The sequence below is a fragment of the Amycolatopsis sp. NPDC089917 genome, assembly GCF_040684635.1.
Taxonomy (GTDB): Bacteria; Actinomycetota; Actinomycetes; order Mycobacteriales; family Pseudonocardiaceae; genus Amycolatopsis.
On the sequence record NZ_JBFBGL010000032.1, the window covers coordinates 53,645 to 69,313 of the forward strand.

13 protein-coding genes are annotated in these 15,669 nt (G+C 69.9%); 6 read left to right on the forward strand and 7 right to left on the reverse strand.

What is annotated here, in order from left to right; translation table 11 throughout:
* Positions 1-49: 49 nt before the first annotated feature.
* Entirely contained in the window at positions 50-751 is a 702-nt protein-coding gene (locus tag AB0N89_RS23395) for a histone-like nucleoid-structuring protein Lsr2 (protein WP_364207699.1), read from the reverse strand.
* A 157-nt stretch (positions 752-908) separates the two neighbouring features.
* Between AB0N89_RS23395 and AB0N89_RS23400 the strand changes: the two genes are divergently transcribed.
* Entirely contained in the window at positions 909-2,282 is a 1,374-nt protein-coding gene (locus AB0N89_RS23400; protein ID WP_364207701.1) for an NAD(P)/FAD-dependent oxidoreductase, read from the forward strand.
* Here AB0N89_RS23400 and AB0N89_RS23405 read toward each other — a convergent pair.
* Complete coding sequence (locus tag AB0N89_RS23405) at positions 2,279-3,733, reverse strand: hypothetical protein (protein WP_364207703.1); 1,455 nt, start codon at positions 3,731-3,733, stop codon at positions 2,279-2,281. The two genes, AB0N89_RS23400 and AB0N89_RS23405, sit on opposite strands and share 4 nt — an antisense overlap.
* A gap of 194 nt (positions 3,734-3,927) precedes the next feature.
* On the opposite strand from AB0N89_RS23405, the gene AB0N89_RS23410 reads away from it, so the two are divergent.
* The 4 genes from AB0N89_RS23410 (at position 3,928) to AB0N89_RS23425 (ending at position 9,224) form a co-directional block, all read left to right on the forward strand.
* Complete coding sequence (locus AB0N89_RS23410) at positions 3,928-5,400, forward strand: S8 family serine peptidase (protein WP_364207705.1); 1,473 nt, start codon at positions 3,928-3,930, stop codon at positions 5,398-5,400.
* Positions 5,401-5,658: 258 nt separating this feature from the next.
* Entirely contained in the window at positions 5,659-6,162 is a 504-nt protein-coding gene (locus AB0N89_RS23415; protein ID WP_005154552.1) for a DUF3145 domain-containing protein, read from the forward strand.
* A 41-nt stretch (positions 6,163-6,203) separates the two neighbouring features.
* Positions 6,204-6,797 (forward strand): hypothetical protein, encoded by a 594-nt coding sequence (locus AB0N89_RS23420; RefSeq protein WP_364207707.1) that lies wholly within the window; start codon positions 6,204-6,206, stop codon positions 6,795-6,797.
* A 66-nt stretch (positions 6,798-6,863) separates the two neighbouring features.
* Complete coding sequence (locus tag AB0N89_RS23425) at positions 6,864-9,224, forward strand: cation-translocating P-type ATPase (RefSeq protein WP_364207709.1); 2,361 nt, start codon at positions 6,864-6,866, stop codon at positions 9,222-9,224.
* A gap of 67 nt (positions 9,225-9,291) precedes the next feature.
* Here the strand turns inward: AB0N89_RS23425 and AB0N89_RS23430 are convergent, their stop codons facing one another.
* From AB0N89_RS23430 to AB0N89_RS23450, 5 genes are all read right to left on the reverse strand, one after another.
* Positions 9,292-10,542 carry a beta-ketoacyl-[acyl-carrier-protein] synthase family protein gene (locus AB0N89_RS23430; RefSeq protein WP_364207711.1) on the reverse strand — a complete coding sequence of 417 codons (1,251 nt, stop codon included), beginning with the start codon at positions 10,540-10,542 and terminating at the stop codon, positions 9,292-9,294.
* Between the two features lie 40 nt (positions 10,543-10,582).
* Positions 10,583-10,828: an acyl carrier protein gene (locus AB0N89_RS23435; protein ID WP_004559006.1), complete on the reverse strand. Its 246-nt coding sequence runs from the start codon at positions 10,826-10,828 to the stop codon at positions 10,583-10,585.
* A 68-nt stretch (positions 10,829-10,896) separates the two neighbouring features.
* Positions 10,897-11,880 (reverse strand): beta-ketoacyl-ACP synthase III, encoded by a 984-nt coding sequence (locus tag AB0N89_RS23440; protein WP_364207713.1) that lies wholly within the window; start codon positions 11,878-11,880, stop codon positions 10,897-10,899.
* Positions 11,877-12,803, reverse strand: coding sequence for an ACP S-malonyltransferase (locus AB0N89_RS23445; protein WP_364207715.1), 927 nt, complete (start codon positions 12,801-12,803; stop codon positions 11,877-11,879). The genes AB0N89_RS23440 and AB0N89_RS23445 overlap by 4 nt, the downstream gene beginning before the upstream one ends.
* 448 nt (positions 12,804-13,251) lie before the next feature.
* Positions 13,252-14,466 (reverse strand): PucR family transcriptional regulator, encoded by a 1,215-nt coding sequence (locus AB0N89_RS23450; RefSeq protein WP_005164946.1) that lies wholly within the window; start codon positions 14,464-14,466, stop codon positions 13,252-13,254.
* Between the two features lie 330 nt (positions 14,467-14,796).
* Here AB0N89_RS23450 and AB0N89_RS23455 point away from each other — a divergent pair, with 330 nt between their 5' ends.
* Positions 14,797-15,534 (forward strand): hypothetical protein, encoded by a 738-nt coding sequence (locus AB0N89_RS23455; RefSeq protein WP_364207718.1) that lies wholly within the window; start codon positions 14,797-14,799, stop codon positions 15,532-15,534.
* Positions 15,535-15,669: the final 135 nt, after the last annotated feature.

The following is a 15,669-nucleotide window of genomic DNA, read 5'->3' on the forward strand; positions in this document are numbered from 1 at the left end:
ACGAAAAAGGCCCTTTCGTGAAAATCGCGAAAGGGCCTTTTTCGGTGCGTTACTTTTCGGTGGCCGAGAAAGTGACCGCGGGCACCTTGCGGGCGGCGCGCGTGGTCTTCTTCGGCTCGGCTGCCTTCTTCGCCGGCGCCTTGGCGGCGGCCTTCGGCGCTGCCTTGGTGGCGGTCGTCTTCGCGGCCGCGGCCTTCGGAGCCGCCTTCGCGGACGTCGTCTTGGCGGCGGTCTTCGGGGCCGCCTTGGCCGGGGTCTTCGCCGCGGCGGCGGCCTTGGCGCGACCGGCCGGAGCCTTCGCGGTGGTGGACTTCGCCGCGGTGCCGCGGGTCGACTTCGCCTTGGCGGCGGTGGCTTTCGCCGTGGTCTTGGCGGGAGTCTTCGCTTCGGCCTTGGGGGCGGCGGCCTTCTTGGCGGCGGGCTTGCGACCGGCGACACCCTTCGCGGCGGGCTTGCGGGCCGGTTTGGCGGCCGTCTTCGCCTCGGCCTTCGCGGCGGTGGCCGCGGTCTTCGGGGTCGACTTCGACACCCGCGTGCCCTTGGGCCGCTGCACCACCCGCGGCCGCAGTTTGCGTCCACCGATCCGGCGGCCGTTCTCCACGTACGCACTCAGGATTTCCCGGAGTGCGGTGGCGTTGTCGGCCGAAAGGTCGATGTCGTAAGCGATTCCGTCCAAACCGAAAGCGACCGTTTCTTCGGCCGCCTCGCCGGTCAGATCGTCCAGCAAATGCACAGCAGTGTTCCTGGCCATGAAAAAACCTCCCGCGCTCGATCGTTCTACTGCGTAACCGGCACGGTGAACCCTGAACCCGCGGCTGATGACTCACGCAGCGACACGAGGATAGCGGCAGGTTGCGCGAAGCTGCGCGGTGGTGTGCGCTGAATGCATGTCAGCACAGACTTTTGACGTGATCGTGATCGGAGGCGGACCCGTCGGCGAGGTCGCCGCCGAGCGGGCCGCGCGCGGCGGACTTCGGGTCGCCCTCGTCGAACACGAACGCTTCGGCGGCGAATGTTCTTACTGGGCCTGCATTCCGAGCAAGGCGCTGCTGCGGCCGGGGAACCTCCTCGCCGCCGCCAAGCGCGTTCCGGGTGTCCCGGTCGGCGACGCGGTCGACCCGGCCCAGGTTTTCGCGCGCCGGGACTGGTTCACCGGCAAGGGAGACGACAGCGGACAGTTCAAGTGGGCCGAAGGCGTCGGGATCGTCCCGATCCGCGGGCACGGCCGGATCACCGGTGAGCGGGAGGTGACGGTCGACGGCGGTGACGTCCTGACCGCGCGGCACGCCGTGATCGTTGCCACCGGCAGTGTGCCGCGGACGCCGTCGATCCCCGGGCTGGACACCGTTTCCACTTGGGGTTCGCGAGAGGCGACCTCGGCGGAAGCTGTCCCGCGCCGTCTCGGTGTGCTCGGCGGAGGGGTCGTCGGCGTCGAAATGGCCCAGGCCTTCGCGACACTCGGCGCCGAAGTCCACTTGATCATCTCGGGCGAACGTCCCTTGCCACGACTGCCCGGGTTCGCGGGCGACGCCGTCATCGCGGGACTCCGTGAAGCAGGGGTCGTCGTGCACACCGGATCAGGTCTCGACTCCGTGTCCGCTGTGGACGGTGGTAAGGAATTGGCCTTGAAGGGGGGCGACCGGTTGGTCGTCGACGAGCTGCTCGTCGCCACCGGCCGCCGTCCCGCGACCGACGGACTCGGCGTCGAGACGCTCGGGCTCGAAGCGGGTGTGACGCTCACGACGGACGACAACGGCCGTGTGTCCGCTGTGGACGGTGACTGGCTGTTCGCCGTCGGGGACGTCACCGGCCGGGCGCCGCTGACCCATCAGGGCAAGTACGCCGCCCGCACCACCGGGGACGCCGTGGTCGCGCAGGCGGCGGGCAAACCGGTCGACCCCACCGCGTGGAGCGCGCACAGTTCCACCGCCGACCACCACGCCATCCCGCAGGTCGTCTTCACCGACCCGGAGGTCGCTTCGGTCGGGCTCGCCGGACCGGAAGAGGGTAAACCGCACCGCGTCGTCGACATCGACATCGCGGTCGCCGGCTCGTCGCTGCACGCGGACGGCTACGCGGGCAAGGCGCGGATCGTCGTCGACACCGAACGCGGTGTGCTCGTCGGCGCGACCTTCGTCGGGCAGGACGTGGCGGAACTGCTGCACTCGGCGACGATCGCGATCGTGGGCGAGGTCCCGCTGTCCCGCCTGTGGCACGCGGTCCCGTCGTTCCCCACGATCAGCGAGGTGTGGCTGCGTCTCCTGGAGGCATACGGCCTTTAGCCGTTGACGGGGAGTTCGAGGGCGGCCTTCGCGCCCCGGACCAGGCCGGGATCGTCCGGAGTGGACGGTCCCGGCACCCACACGACCTGGACCAGCCGGACCGAGTTCCCGTCCAGGCTGCTCTGATAGGCGGCGCCTTCGAACACCGGCACGTCGCCCTGCCACTGATCGGTCTCGGTGGCGACGTCGAGAATGCCGCCACCGCCGGGGTTGTCGGCCGCGGCCTTGAACGCCATCGCCTGCTCCGCGTTCGGGAATTCCACGACGGCGATCGTGACCGCGGCGGCCCGGCCGTCGATGGAACTGGCGAAGCTGGCCCGTTTCACCGTGGAGCAACTCGTCTGCTGGAGGCTCGACTGGACGTCGCCGTACGCGTGCGACGCGCATTTCTGATCCGCGGCCGACGCCCGCGAGGTGAACTGGATGTTCTCCACCGCGCTGCTGCTCGGCGGCGGAGGACTGCTCGCCGGGGTCGGCGGCGGGGGAGTCTGCGTCGACGCGGTGTCGTCGCCGCCGGAGGCCACGCTGATGGCCGCGACCAGCAGCACGACGAGCAGGCCGATCGCGGCGAGCGGGAGCCACTTCACCGTCTTGGACTGATGAGGTGCCTTCGGTGCGGAGTCCGCGGGAGCGGCCGCGGCGGCCGCCGCGGGCGGCGGGGCCTGCTGGACCGGCGGAGCGGGCCGGACGGGCGGCGCGGCTTGCGCGGGCTGAGCGGGCTTGACCGGGGGTGCGGGCGGAACGACCGGTTTCGCCGGTCTCTTCTGCTTCCCCGGATGCTGGACCGGAACCGTCGGGGCGATCGCGACGAGCGGATTCTCGCGGACCACGGTCGGCTCGTCGTCGGAATAGGCGCTGAACCCCTCCCCGAGCAACATCTCTTCGGGCATCGGCGGCGCGTCCGGGGCGAGCGCGGCGATCAGGTCCCGCGCCTGCTGCACCGAGCGGGGACGGGCGGCGGTGGCCAGCGAGACCGTCGCGGCGAGCATCGTCGTCGCCGTCGGGTACAGGACTCGGACCGAACCGGCGAGGTCCGCGGCCGGCTGGTCGACAGTCTCCACATAGGGACCGACGGCGATGATCGTGCCGATCGGCCCGGCACCGGGGGCGACGTCCGCGATCTTGTGCGTGCACGCGGCCGACAGCGAGAGCGCGTCGGTGGCCGGGTTGATCGAGGTGTCCCCGTGGACCAGCGGCCAGCCGTCGGCCTTCCACGGCCCGCCGAGCGGGGCTTCGAGTTTCAGCGCCGGGTCCGGCAGGTCGACGCCGATGACGATGAGGACGCCCTTCGGCATGACGACGACGGCTTCGACCGGACGGCCGTCGACCGGGCTGGCGCCCACCAGGGCCACCCCGCCCACGACGTTGCTGCCCCGGCCGAGTGAAGCCAGCGCGGCGCGGACGTCCTCGGCCACCCGGGACGGCTGTTGAGCGAGGCGAACGAGTCGCACCGAACCCCTCCCCATCTCGTCGGTCTCGATGCACAAAGTAGCGCCTCCATCCGGACTAACGGGAAGACACGTCGCAGGTAGGCGCGGTGATGTTGTGCCGCGAAGTTGTCATCCACGTGAGCGCCGTCACTCGTCCGAGTGTTACTCGTTGGTAAGTCACAACTCCTTTGTCCCCTGTCACCAGGAGAAACGTCATGGCCGTATCCCGCCCCTGGCGTCGACGCGCCGCGTTCGTCGTCGCCCTGCTCGCCGTCCCGGTCGCGGGGATGGTCCCCGCGCAGGCCGCGGGACCGCTCGCACCCGTCGCCCCCGGACTCTCCGGCCTGCTCTCGGCCGTCACCGGTGCGACGGGGGTGACCGCGCTCGTGCACGCCGGCGACGTCGCCACCGCCGAACGCGCCGCCCGCGGCGCCGGGCTCACGAAGATCACCTCGTTCGGCAAGATCGGCGTCGTCGCCGTCCGGGGCACCGCCGACCAGGTCCGCGCGGTCCGCAAGGCGGACGGCGTCACTTACGTCGAGGGCAACGAGAAACTCAAGGCACACGGCAGCGCCGGCACCACGGCGACCCGGAGCCTCCAGACGCAGGCACAGCTCAAGGACGCGAGTGGCGCCCCGGTGGACGGCAGGGGCGTCTCCGTGGCGGTCATCGACACCGGCGTCGACCCGACGCATCCGGCGTTCAAGGGAGCCGACGGCAAGACCCGGGTCGTGCGCAGTCTCAAGAGCCTCTGCCTCGACGGCACGGCGACCGACTGCATCGTCGACCTCCCGACCGCCGTCGACACCGACACCCTCTCCCTCGGCGGCCACGGCACGCACGTCACCGGCATCGCCGCCGGCAACCAGCTGACGCTGACCGACGGCACCAAGGTCGGCGGCTCGGCGCCGGGCTCGAAGATCGTCTCGGTCTCGACCGGGGCGGCGCTGCTCGTGCTCGGCACGGACGCGGCGCTGAACTGGGTGCTGGAGAACCACAAGGCGCCTTGCGGCGCGGGCGTCCCGGCGTCGGTGTGCCCGCCGATCAAGGTGACCAACAACTCCTACGGTCCCAGCGGCGGCGGCACCTTCGACCCGGACTCCGCGACGGTGAAGCTCCAGCGCGCGCTCGCCGCGGAAGGCGTCGTCACGGTGTGGGCGAACGGGAACGACGGCGGCGACGGTTCGGCGAACCTCTCCAACCCGCCGGGACAGGACCAGACGCCGGGCGTGCTCTCGGTGGCGTCGTCCAACGACCAGGGGACCGGCACCCGCGACGGCACGGTGTCCGACTTCTCCTCGCGCGGCCTCAAGACCAGTCAGGCGAGCTGGCCCGACGTTTCCGCGCCGGGGGAGAACATCCTCTCGTCCTGCCGCCCCACGCAGCCGATCTGCACGCAGGGTCTCCAGCCCGAGAACGGCCCGGGGATGCTGGACCTGGCCACCTACAACGTGATCAGCGGGACCTCGATGGCGGCGCCGCAGATCACCGGGATCGTCGCGCAGCTGTTCCAGGTCTCGCCGAACGCGAGCCCGGGTGACATCGAGGCCGCGATCAAGGGCACGGCGTACAAGTACACGAACGGCTCGCCGTACGTGGCGGCCGGGCCGTACACGTCGAGCTTCGACAAGGGCACCGGCCTGGTGGACACCTTCGCCGCGGCGAAGTCCCTCGGCGCCCAGGGCTGACACGGACCGGGCGGCACAATTACCGTCCCCGGGGTAACCCGCGTGACGGGATCTTTCCCCGGCCCAGCCGAAAGAAGGGGCTTTCGCAGGAGCGCCGCGTCCCGATCAGGTGCGACTTGTGGTGTTCATGTGGCCAAACAGCACAGTTGGGGTGCACAATGTGCTCACGCGTACCGGGAGGCGGCACGAGCCACCTGACCAGCACAACTCGCGAGGTCGTAGGGGAAGACGCCCCTCGTCGAGTAGCGGAGGTCAGCAGTGAGCACCCGTGGCAACACCCGTGGCGTGGTGTACGTCCACTCGTCGCCGTCTGCGGTCTGTCCGCACGTCGAGTGGGCCATTTCGGGCACCCTTGGTGCCCGAGTCGAGTTGAAGTGGACGGCGCAGCCCGCCAGTCCAGGACAGCTCCGCGCCGAATGTGGTTGGCGTGCGCCTTCGGGCACCGGCGGAAAGCTGGCGTCCGCGCTCAAGGCGTGGCCGATGATCCGGTTCGAAGTCACCGAAGAGCCCAGTGCGGGGGTCGACGGTGAGAGGTTCTGTTTCGCGCCGGGCCTCGGCCTTTGGCACGGCAGGACCAGTGCCAACGGCGACATCGTCGTGGGCGAGGACCAGCTGCGTGCCCTCGTGAGCAAGGTCCGCGCCGGTGAATCCCTGGCACACAAGCTCGACGAGCTCCTCGCCGCCAATTGGGACGAAGCGCTCGAGCCGTACCGGCACGCCGGTGACGGCGCCCCGGTCACCTGGCTGCACCAAGTCGGGTAGACGGGGTGAGGACGGAAGAGGTGGGCGGCTAACCTTTCAGGGTGACCGCCCAGCCTCGCCCTCTCTCCCGCCAGCGGTGGCTGATCCCCGTCCTCGTGGTCGTGATCTCCTTGACCGTCGGCGTCGGGCTGCTGGCACGTGATCTCTACCTCCGGCCGGAGGCCGCGCCCACCGCGCCGATCGTCAGTGATTCGCCGACGTCGGTCGCCCCGGGGGCGCAGCCCGGTTCACCCGCCGTCGAGGTGACCCCCGACGTCTTCGCGCATCCGCAGTACCAGAGCGTCCGGCAGGTGCTGCAGGGGTATTTCGACTCCATCAACGATCGCGACTATCCGAAGTGGACTTCGGTGGTCAGCCGCGAACGGGCCAAGACCAAGACCTCGGCCGAGTGGAAGAAGGACTATCAGTCCACTCGAGACGGCAGCATCCTCGTCTACCGCGTCGAGCCGGGCGCGCCGAACACGCTGCGGGTGCTCGTCGCCTTCACCAGCACCCAGGACGTCGAAGACGCGCCGGTGTATCTGCCGGAGGCGTGCATCCGCTGGCGGCTGGTGCTGCCGCTGCGGCTGGAGAGCGGTTCGTGGCGCGTCGACACCACCGACGGTGGGACCAACCCCGAACACGAAAGATGCTGAAGTAAGGGGCGACATGGTCCCCCAGGCTGACGCGAGCGTGTGGCGGGGCCGAATAGAGTCGCGGGCATGGCAATTGACCAGCCGGCCGTGCTGACCGGCGCCTCGAGGGGTCTCACCGGCGAAGAAGTCGCCCAGCGGGTGGCCGCGGGGCAGACCAACACGGTCTCGACGAAGACCAGCCGGACCACCGGCGAGATCATCCGCGCGAACGTCTTCACCCGGATCAACGCGATCTACGGGGTGCTGTTCGTCCTCATCCTGTCGACGGGGTACTTCATCGACGGGTTGTTCGGCGGACTGATCATCGTCAACAGCGCGGTGGGCATCATCCAGGAACTCCGGGCGAAACGGACCTTGGAACGGCTCGCCATCGTCGGGCAGGCGAAGCCGACCGTCCGCCGTGACGGGAAGAGCGCCGAGATCGCCCCGGAAGACGTCGTGCTCGGGGACCTCGTCGAACTGGGGCCCGGCGACAAGATCGTGGTCGACGGCCCGGCACTGACGGCCGACGCGCTGGAGGTCGACGAGTCGCTGCTGACCGGGGAATCCGATCCGGTGGTCAAGCAGCCCGGCGACAAGGTGCTGTCCGGCAGCTTCGTCGTCGCGGGCAGCGGCACCTACCGCGCGGACGTCATCGGCGACGAGTCCTACGCGGCGAAACTGGCCGCGGAGGCCAGCAAGTTCACCCTGGTGAAGTCGGAACTGCGCCAGGGCATCGACAAGATCCTCAAGTTCATCACCTACCTGCTCGTCCCGGCCGGCGCGCTGACGATCTACAACCAGCTCGCGGGCGACCAGGCGTGGCCGGACGCGCTGCGCGGCATGGTCGCGGCGCTCGTGCCGATGGTGCCCGAAGGCCTGGTGCTGATGACCAGCGTCGCGCTCGCGGTCGGCGTCATCCGGCTCGGCAAACGCCAGTGCCTCGTGCAGGAACTGCCGGCGATCGAGGGCCTCGCCCGGGTCGACGTGGTGTGCGCGGACAAGACCGGCACGCTCACCGAGAACGCGATGCGGCTCTCCGAGGTCCGCGAGATCACGCCGGGCCACCCGGTGGACGACGTGCTGGCCGCGCTCGCCGCCGCGGATCCCCGCCCGAACGCGAGCCTGCAGGCGATCGCCGAGGCCTACCCGGACGATCCCGGCTGGCGGGTCTCCACGACCATGCCGTTCTCCTCGGCGCGCAAGTGGAGCGGCGCGTCGTTCGGCTCCGACGGCGACTGGGTGCTCGGCGCGGCCGACGTCCTGCTGCCCGAGGGAGAGCAGCGGGCGGAGGCCGAGAAGATCGGCTCGCGCGGTCTGCGCGTCCTGCTGCTGGGCCGCGCCGAGCGGGCCGTCGACACCGCCGAGGGCCCCGGCGACATCCTGCCCGTCGCGCTCGTGGTGCTGGAGCAGAAGGTCCGCCCCGACGCGAAGGACACTTTGGACTTCTTCGCGCACCAGGACGTCGCGGTCAAGGTCATCTCCGGCGACAACGCCATCTCGGTGGGCGCCGTCGCGGGCACCCTCGACCTGCCGGGCGCGGACAAGCCCGTCGACGCGCGGAAGCTGCCGGAGGACGCCGAAAAGCTGGCCGACACCGTCGAGGATCGCGCCGTCTTCGGCCGCGTGACCCCGCTGCAGAAACGCGCGATGGTCGGCGCGCTCCAGTCGAAGGGCCACACCGTCGCGATGACCGGGGACGGCGTCAACGACGTCCTCGCGCTGAAGGACGCGGACATCGGCGTCGCCATGGGCGCCGGCAGCCCGGCCACCCGCGCGGTCGCGCAGATCGTGCTGCTGGACGACAAGTTCGCCACCCTGCCGCACGTCGTCGCCGAGGGGCGGCGGGTGATCGGCAACATCGAGCGCGTCTCGAACCTGTTCCTCACCAAGACGGTCTACTCGGTGCTGCTGGCGCTGATGGTCGGCATCGCGCAGGTGCCGTTCCCGTTCCTGCCGCGGCACATCACGATCACCGCGTGGTTCACGATCGGCCTGCCCGCCTTCGTGCTCTCGCTGGCGCCGAACAACGAACGCGCCCGCACCGGCTTCGTCGGCAGGGTGATGCGGATGGCCGTCCCGGCCGGCCTGGTCATCGCCGCGGCGACGTTCGTGAGCTACCTGCTGGTGTACAAGGGATCCGGACAGTCCGAACTGGACAAGATCCAGGCGGGGACGACCGCGCTGATCACGCTCATCACGATCGCGCTGTGGGTGCTCGGGATCGTCGCCCGGCCGTATCGGTGGTGGAAGATCCTGCTGATCGGCGGGATGGTCGTGCTGACGCTCGCGCTGTTCCTGATCCCGTTCACGCAGAAGTTCTTCGCGCTGGACCCGAGCGTGAGCGCGTACACGCTTTCGGCGTTCGCCTGTGCCGGGGTCGGGATCGTGCTGGTGGAGGCCGCCTGGTGGATCGGGCGGCATCTGGTGAAGCGCTCAGAGGCCTGACCCTGGAGTACGTGAAGGCCCCCTTCACTGCGCTAGACGCAGTGAAGGGGGCCTTCACGTACTGAAATCAGGCCGCCGGGGTGAACAGCAGCGCCGTGTTGTGCCCGCCGAAACCGAACGAGTTGCTGATCGCCGCGCTCAGCTCGACCTTGCGCGCCTCACCGGAGACGACGTCGAGCTGCACCTTCGGGTCCAGGTCCTCGAGGTTCAGCGTCGCCGGGACGAGACCGTGGTAGATCGCCAGGATCGTGGCGATGCCCTCGACCGCGCCCGCACCGCCGACCAGGTGGCCGAGCGCGCCCTTGGGAGCCGTCACCACGACGTGCTCGCCGACGGCGTTGCGGATCGCCGCGGCCTCGCCGACATCGCCGACGACCGTCGAGGTCGCGTGCGCGTTGACGTGGCCGACATCGGCAGGGGAGACCCCGGCCATCGTCATCGCCTGCCGCATGGCGGCGATCTGGCCGACGCCCTCCGGGTGGTTGCCCGTGATGTGGTAGGCGTCCGAGGTGATCCCGTACCCGCTCAGCTGCGCGTAGATCCGCGCGTTGCGGGCCTTGGCGCGGTCCGCCCGCTCCAGGATCACGACGCCGGAGCCCTCGCCGAGGACGAAACCGTCACGGTTCACGTCGAACGGCCTGGACGCCTTCGCCGGGTCGTCGTTGCGGGTGGAGACCGTCCGCGCCTGGGCGAAGCCGGCGAGGGTGATCGGGTGGATGCACGATTCGGCACCACCGGCGACCACGACGTCGGCGCGGCCCGAGCGGATCATCTCGTAGCCGGCGGCGATGCCTTCCGCGCCCGACGCGCAGGCCGACGCGGGCGAGTGCACACCGGCACGCGCCTTCAGATCGATCCCGACGTGCGCGGCGGGACCGTTCGGCATCAGCATCGGCACGGTCAGCGGGGAGACCTTGCGGAGTCCCTGCTTGTGCAGAAGATCGTTCTGGGAGATCAGGGTGACCGGACCGCCGACACCGGTACCGATGGTCACCCCGAGGCGCTCGGGTTCCACATCCTGATGCTCGTCGGTCGGCTGCTCGAAACCCGCGTCCGCCCAAGCCTGGCGGGCGGCGATCAGCGCCACCTGCTCACAGCGGTCCAGCCGCCGGGCCTGAACCCGCGGCAGGACTTCGGACGGGTCTACGGCGAGCATGGCGCCGATCTTCACCGGCAGCTCGAGTTCGTCGACCCAGTCGGCTTCGATGCGGCGGATCCCGCTCGCCCCGGCGAGCAGTCCGTCCCACGTGGACGCGACGTCCCCGCCGAGCGGCGTGGTCGCGCCCATCCCGGTGATCACGACGTCGATGTTGCTCATTGGAGTCTCCCCAAGGTCGGCGCCAATCAAGAAGTCGGACTTACTTGGAGTTGGCCGACACGTAGTTCACCGCGTCGCCAACGGTCTTCAGGTTCGCCAGCTCGTCGTCCGGGATCTTGACGCCGAACTTGTCCTCGGCCTGAACAGCGATCTCCACCATGGACAGCGAGTCGATGTCGAGGTCGTCCACGAAGGACTTCTCGGCGGTCACGTCGTCCTGCGCCACACCGGCGACCTCTTCGACGATCTCGGCGAGGCCGGCGAGGATCTCTGCGTTGTCTGCCACTGGTTGTTCCCTTCTCGGTGATGCTTTCGGCTGCCCCGCGGACACGGTGCCCGCGGGGGAAGTATTCATCACGGGCAGATGAAGGCCTGGCCCGCGTAGGAGAGTCCGGCCCCGAAGCCCACGGCGAGCACGACGTCGCCCTGCTTCGCGGTGCCCGCCTTGCGCATGTGGTCCAGCGCGAGGGGGATGGACGCGGACGAGGTGTTGCCCGAGTACCGGATGTCGTCGGCCACGACCATGTCCTCGCGGGCGCCCTTGGCCCGCAGCTTCTTGGCGATGGCCTCGACGATGCGCAGGTTGGCCTGGTGCGGGATCAGGACGTCCACATCGGACGGTTCGAGCCCGGCCAGTTCCAGCGCGCGCAGGGCGATCGGCGCGATCTGCGTGGTCGCCCACCGGAAGACCGACTGGCCCTCCTGGTAGATCCACTTGTCGTCGCGCATGTAGATGAGGTCGACGTGCTCGCCGGCGCTGCCCCAGGAGACCGGGCCGATCTGAGCCGTGTCGGCCGCGCCGACCACCGCCGCGCCCGCGCCGTCGGCGAAGATGATCGCGTTCGCGCGGTCGACCGGGTCGACATGGTCGGTGAGCTTCTCGGCGCCGATGACGAGCGCCTTCTTCGCGCTGCCCGCGCGGATGAGGTCCGACGCGACACCGAGGCCGTAGCAGAAGCCGGCGCAGGCGGCGTTGAGGTCGAAAGCGGCGGGATGCGTGATGCCGATCCGGTCCGCGACCTGGGCGGCGGCGTTCGGGATCTGCGTGGGCATCGTGCAGTTCGGCAGGATGACCGTGTCCACTTCGGACGGATCCACGCGTGCGTCGGCCAGCGCGGCGGTGCCCGCCTTGACCGCCATGTCGACCAGTGACTCGTCCTTCTCGGCGAACCGGCGCTCGACGATGCCGACGCGCTCGCGGATCCACTGGTCGTTGGTGTCCATGATCGTCGAGAGATCGTCGTTGGTCACGATCTTCTCGGGCTGGAAGCTCCCGACACCGAGGATGCGGGTCCCGGCGGCGCCCGGCGCCTGCCGCAAGGTGGATCGGTCGGTCACGAAGCGTCCTCCTGCCCCTGAAGCTTCGCCAGCTCGGCGGGGGTCTTCAGCGCGATGGTGGTGGTCACGGTTCCCTTGAGCTGCCGCTTGACCAGCCCGGTCAGCGTGCCCGCCGGCGGCAGTTCGAGCGTCGAGGTGACGCCCGCGGAGACCAGACCGTCCATGGTCAGGTCCCAGCGCACCGGGCTCGTGACCTGCTTGACCAGCCGGTCGAGGTACTCGGCCCCGCTGGTGACGACCTGGCCGTCGGCGTTCGACAGCAGCGGACGCGTCGGGTCCGCCGGGGTGATCTTCGCAGCCTGGGCGGCCAGCGCTTCCTGCGCGGGTGCCATGTACGCGGTGTGGAACGCGCCCGCGACCTTGAGCGCGCGGACCTTGGTGCCCTCCAGCGGCTCGGCCACGATCTTCTCGATCGCGGCGGCGGCACCCGAGGCGACGATCTGGCCGGCGCCGTTGCGGTTCGCCGCGGCGAGGCCGTGGCCGTCGAGCCACGCGACGACCTCGTCCGGGTCGCCGAGCATGACCGCGGCCATGCTCGTGGGCTCCAGCGCGCACGCCTTCGCCATCTCCGCGCCGCGGATGGCGGCCAGCGCGACGGCGTCCTCGGGGCTCAGCACCCCGGCGATGGCGGCGGCGGCCAGCTCGCCGACGGAGTGACCGGCGACCGGCGAGTCCGCGGCGACCGGGGCCTCGCGCTGGAGGTGTTCGAACGCCAGCAGCGACAGCGCCACGATCAGCGGCTGCGTGATCGCGGTGTCCTGGATCTCTTCGGCGTCCGCTTCGGTGCCGAGGCGGATCAGGTCGAGACCGGCCCGCTCGGACCAGGCTTCGACGCGCGCGCGGGCACCGTCGAGCTCGAGCCAAGGGGAGAGCATGCCTGGGGCTTGGGAACCCTGACCGGGGGCGAGGACTGCTGATGTCACCCCACTAGGGAACACTCTCGGCCACCATGGTCGTGATGCCGACGCTCACCAAGTCCGGCCTGGGTAATTGTGGGAACCCTCCAAAAGCACGTTCCTGATCTCCGCGCTTAACCCAAAAGCCTTGTCGGGTTCAACCAGCTTTCCCTATGAGGTCTATCACTGCGCAGAGTTACCACCGGGTTTACCAGAGCCGCGCGGGGCGGGCCAAGTCCTTCGTGTCGCATCATGTGCCCGAGTAGGCTATTTGCCCGTTTCGGCGTCGGGGTGGCTTCGCGTGACCGGCCGGACGACACGCGTGACGGGATGGACGAGACCCCCTGGCCCTTAACCGAATCGCCACTCATGACCACCCGGACCGACTCGGTACCGGCGCTTGTCGTCCTGCTGTACATGAAGGGGGCCTTCATGTACTTGGACCGGGCTTGGCCTTCACGGACACGCGAGTCCGTCACCAGAGGCCGCGGGCCCGGGCCAGCCGCCCGACCGTCAGCGCCACCTTCAGCACCCAGGCGTCGCGCGATTCCGCGGCGTGGCGGCCGGTGAGTTCGGCCGCCTTCCGCAGCCGGTACCGGACGGTGTTCGGGTGCACGAACAGCGTCCGCGCGCAGGTCTCCAGGACGCCGCCGCTGTCGAGGTAGGTCTCCACCGTCCGCAGCAGCGCCGGGCCCGCCTCCTCCAGAGGGCGGGCGATCTGCTCGACGAGCAGGCGTTCGGCCTCCGGATCACCGGACAGCGCGCGTTCCGGCAGCAGGTCGATCGATCTCGCGGGCCGCGGCGCGCCGGGCCAGCCGACGACGGCGCGCAGGCCGGAGAGCGCTTCGGTCGCGCTGTGGTGCGCCTCGGCGAGGGTCGGCACCGTCGGCCCGGCGACGACCGGGCCCTCGGCGAAGGCGACGGACAGCTTGGTGAGGATCTCGCGGTCCTTGACGCTCCCGTCGGTGGGCCCGGCGACGACCACGACCAGCCGCGATCCCTGCACCGAAAGCAGCACGGGACGCCCGACGCGGGCGGCGCGGCTGCGCACCTCGAACACGACGGCGGGCGGGTCGTCCGACGTCGGGGTGCCGACCAGCGCGGTGGCGGGCGCGGCCGGGTCCCAGCCGAGCGCGGCGGCGCGGGAGAGCACCGCCTCCTCGGCGTCACCGCGGACGATGCCGTCGACGACCAGCGCCTCCAGGCGCGCGTCCCAGGCGCCCCGCGCCTCGGCGGCGGCCGCGTAGGAGTTGGCGGCGGCGAACGCGATCTCCCTGCCGTAGCGCAGGATCCCCTCGATCAGCGCGGCGCGTTCCGCCTCGTTCGCGGCGAATTCGGGCAGCTGCTCCTCGAACACCTCGATCGCCAGCCGCACCATGCCGACCGCCTGCCGCAGGCTCACCCAGCGGGAAAGTTCGGCGGGAGCCTCCCGGAACGCCTCGGTGGTGAGGGAGAGCGCCTCCTTCGCGTCCCGGAGCCAGTCGACGAAACCGGCGGCACCCGCCTGGGTGATCAGCAGGACGCTCGCGCGCTGGTCGGCGGGAAGGCGGGCGAACCAGCTCAGCCGCTCCTCCATCACCGCGACGCTCGCGCTCGCGAGCCGGCCGGAGGCGTGTTCGAGCCGCCGGAGAGTCTTGGCGGACAGCCCGTGGTGCTTGGGCACACGCCGTCCCGAAGTCGCATCAGCCATGGTCAGCCGATCCTAGTCCGGCGGGCAAAGGTGGCCGTCGTCCTGCGGCCCTTCGCGCCCCGTGTCCGAAGTGGACGGTCGCGGCCGGTGAATTGTGAAAAGTTTTTGCATAAAACTCGAGGCCGCCCGGCGCTCGCGTTTTTCGCTGCGCCGGACGGCCTCGTCTCCCCGGTCCCCACCGGTAGAACAAGTATGGGACTTGTCGATCTTTTCCCGCTAGCTCACTCACTCGATCGTGGGTCGCCGAGTTGCCGGTGAGGTGCCGGTGATCAACGATCCCTCGCAAGCCGCACCGGGTAGGTCGCGGATGCGCAGAGGAGGGAGTTCGCCGTGGGCGAGCAGCTGAAAGACGGTCTGGGACAAGCATGGAACCTTGTCGCCACCTTCGTGCCGAAACTGGTCGGTTTCCTGATCATCCTGCTGATCGGCTGGTTGATCGCGAAGGCCGTGTCAAAGGCATTGGGACTGGTTCTGTCGAAGATCGGTTTCGGCAAGCTCATCGAGAAGACCGGACTCACCGGAACGCTCAAACAAGCGAATGTCGACGCGGGCGGGATCCTCGTCAAACTCGTGTACTACTTCATTCTCCTGATCGCGCTGCAACTCGCGTTCGGCGTATTCGGTGAGAGCAATCCGGTCAGCGCCCTGCTCAACGACATCATCGCGTTCCTGCCGCGGATCCTGGTGGCGCTGGTCCTGGTGATCGTCGCGGCCGCCGTCGCGAAGGTCGTCCGCGACCTGGTGACCGGAGCGCTCTCCACCCGGCCCGCCGGACGGCTGCTCGGCACCATCGCCTACTGGATGATCATGGCGTTCGGCATCATCGCCGCACTCGGCCAGGTGAACATCGCGACGGCGGTGACGGGACCGGTCCTGATCACCGTCCTCGCCACCATCGGCGGCGTGATCGTGGTCGGCTTCGGCGGCGGTCTGATCAAGCCCGCGCAGGACCGCTGGCAGGGCTGGCTGGCCAACCTGCAGGGCCAAATGGAGCCCGGTAGCAGCAAGCAGGAGGTCCGTTCGGAGACACCTACTTCGCCCGTGGGCATCAGTCGCGTAGATTCCTGAGCATCCCGCGGGCCCGGTGATCGAGGAAGGCACCGGGCCCGCGCGGAGTCGAAGGGGTCCATCGCCGCGGAACACGCGGTCGAGGGCCCCTTTTCGCGTCCTCAGTGGCTCTCGAGCCGTCCTGTCTGTTCCACA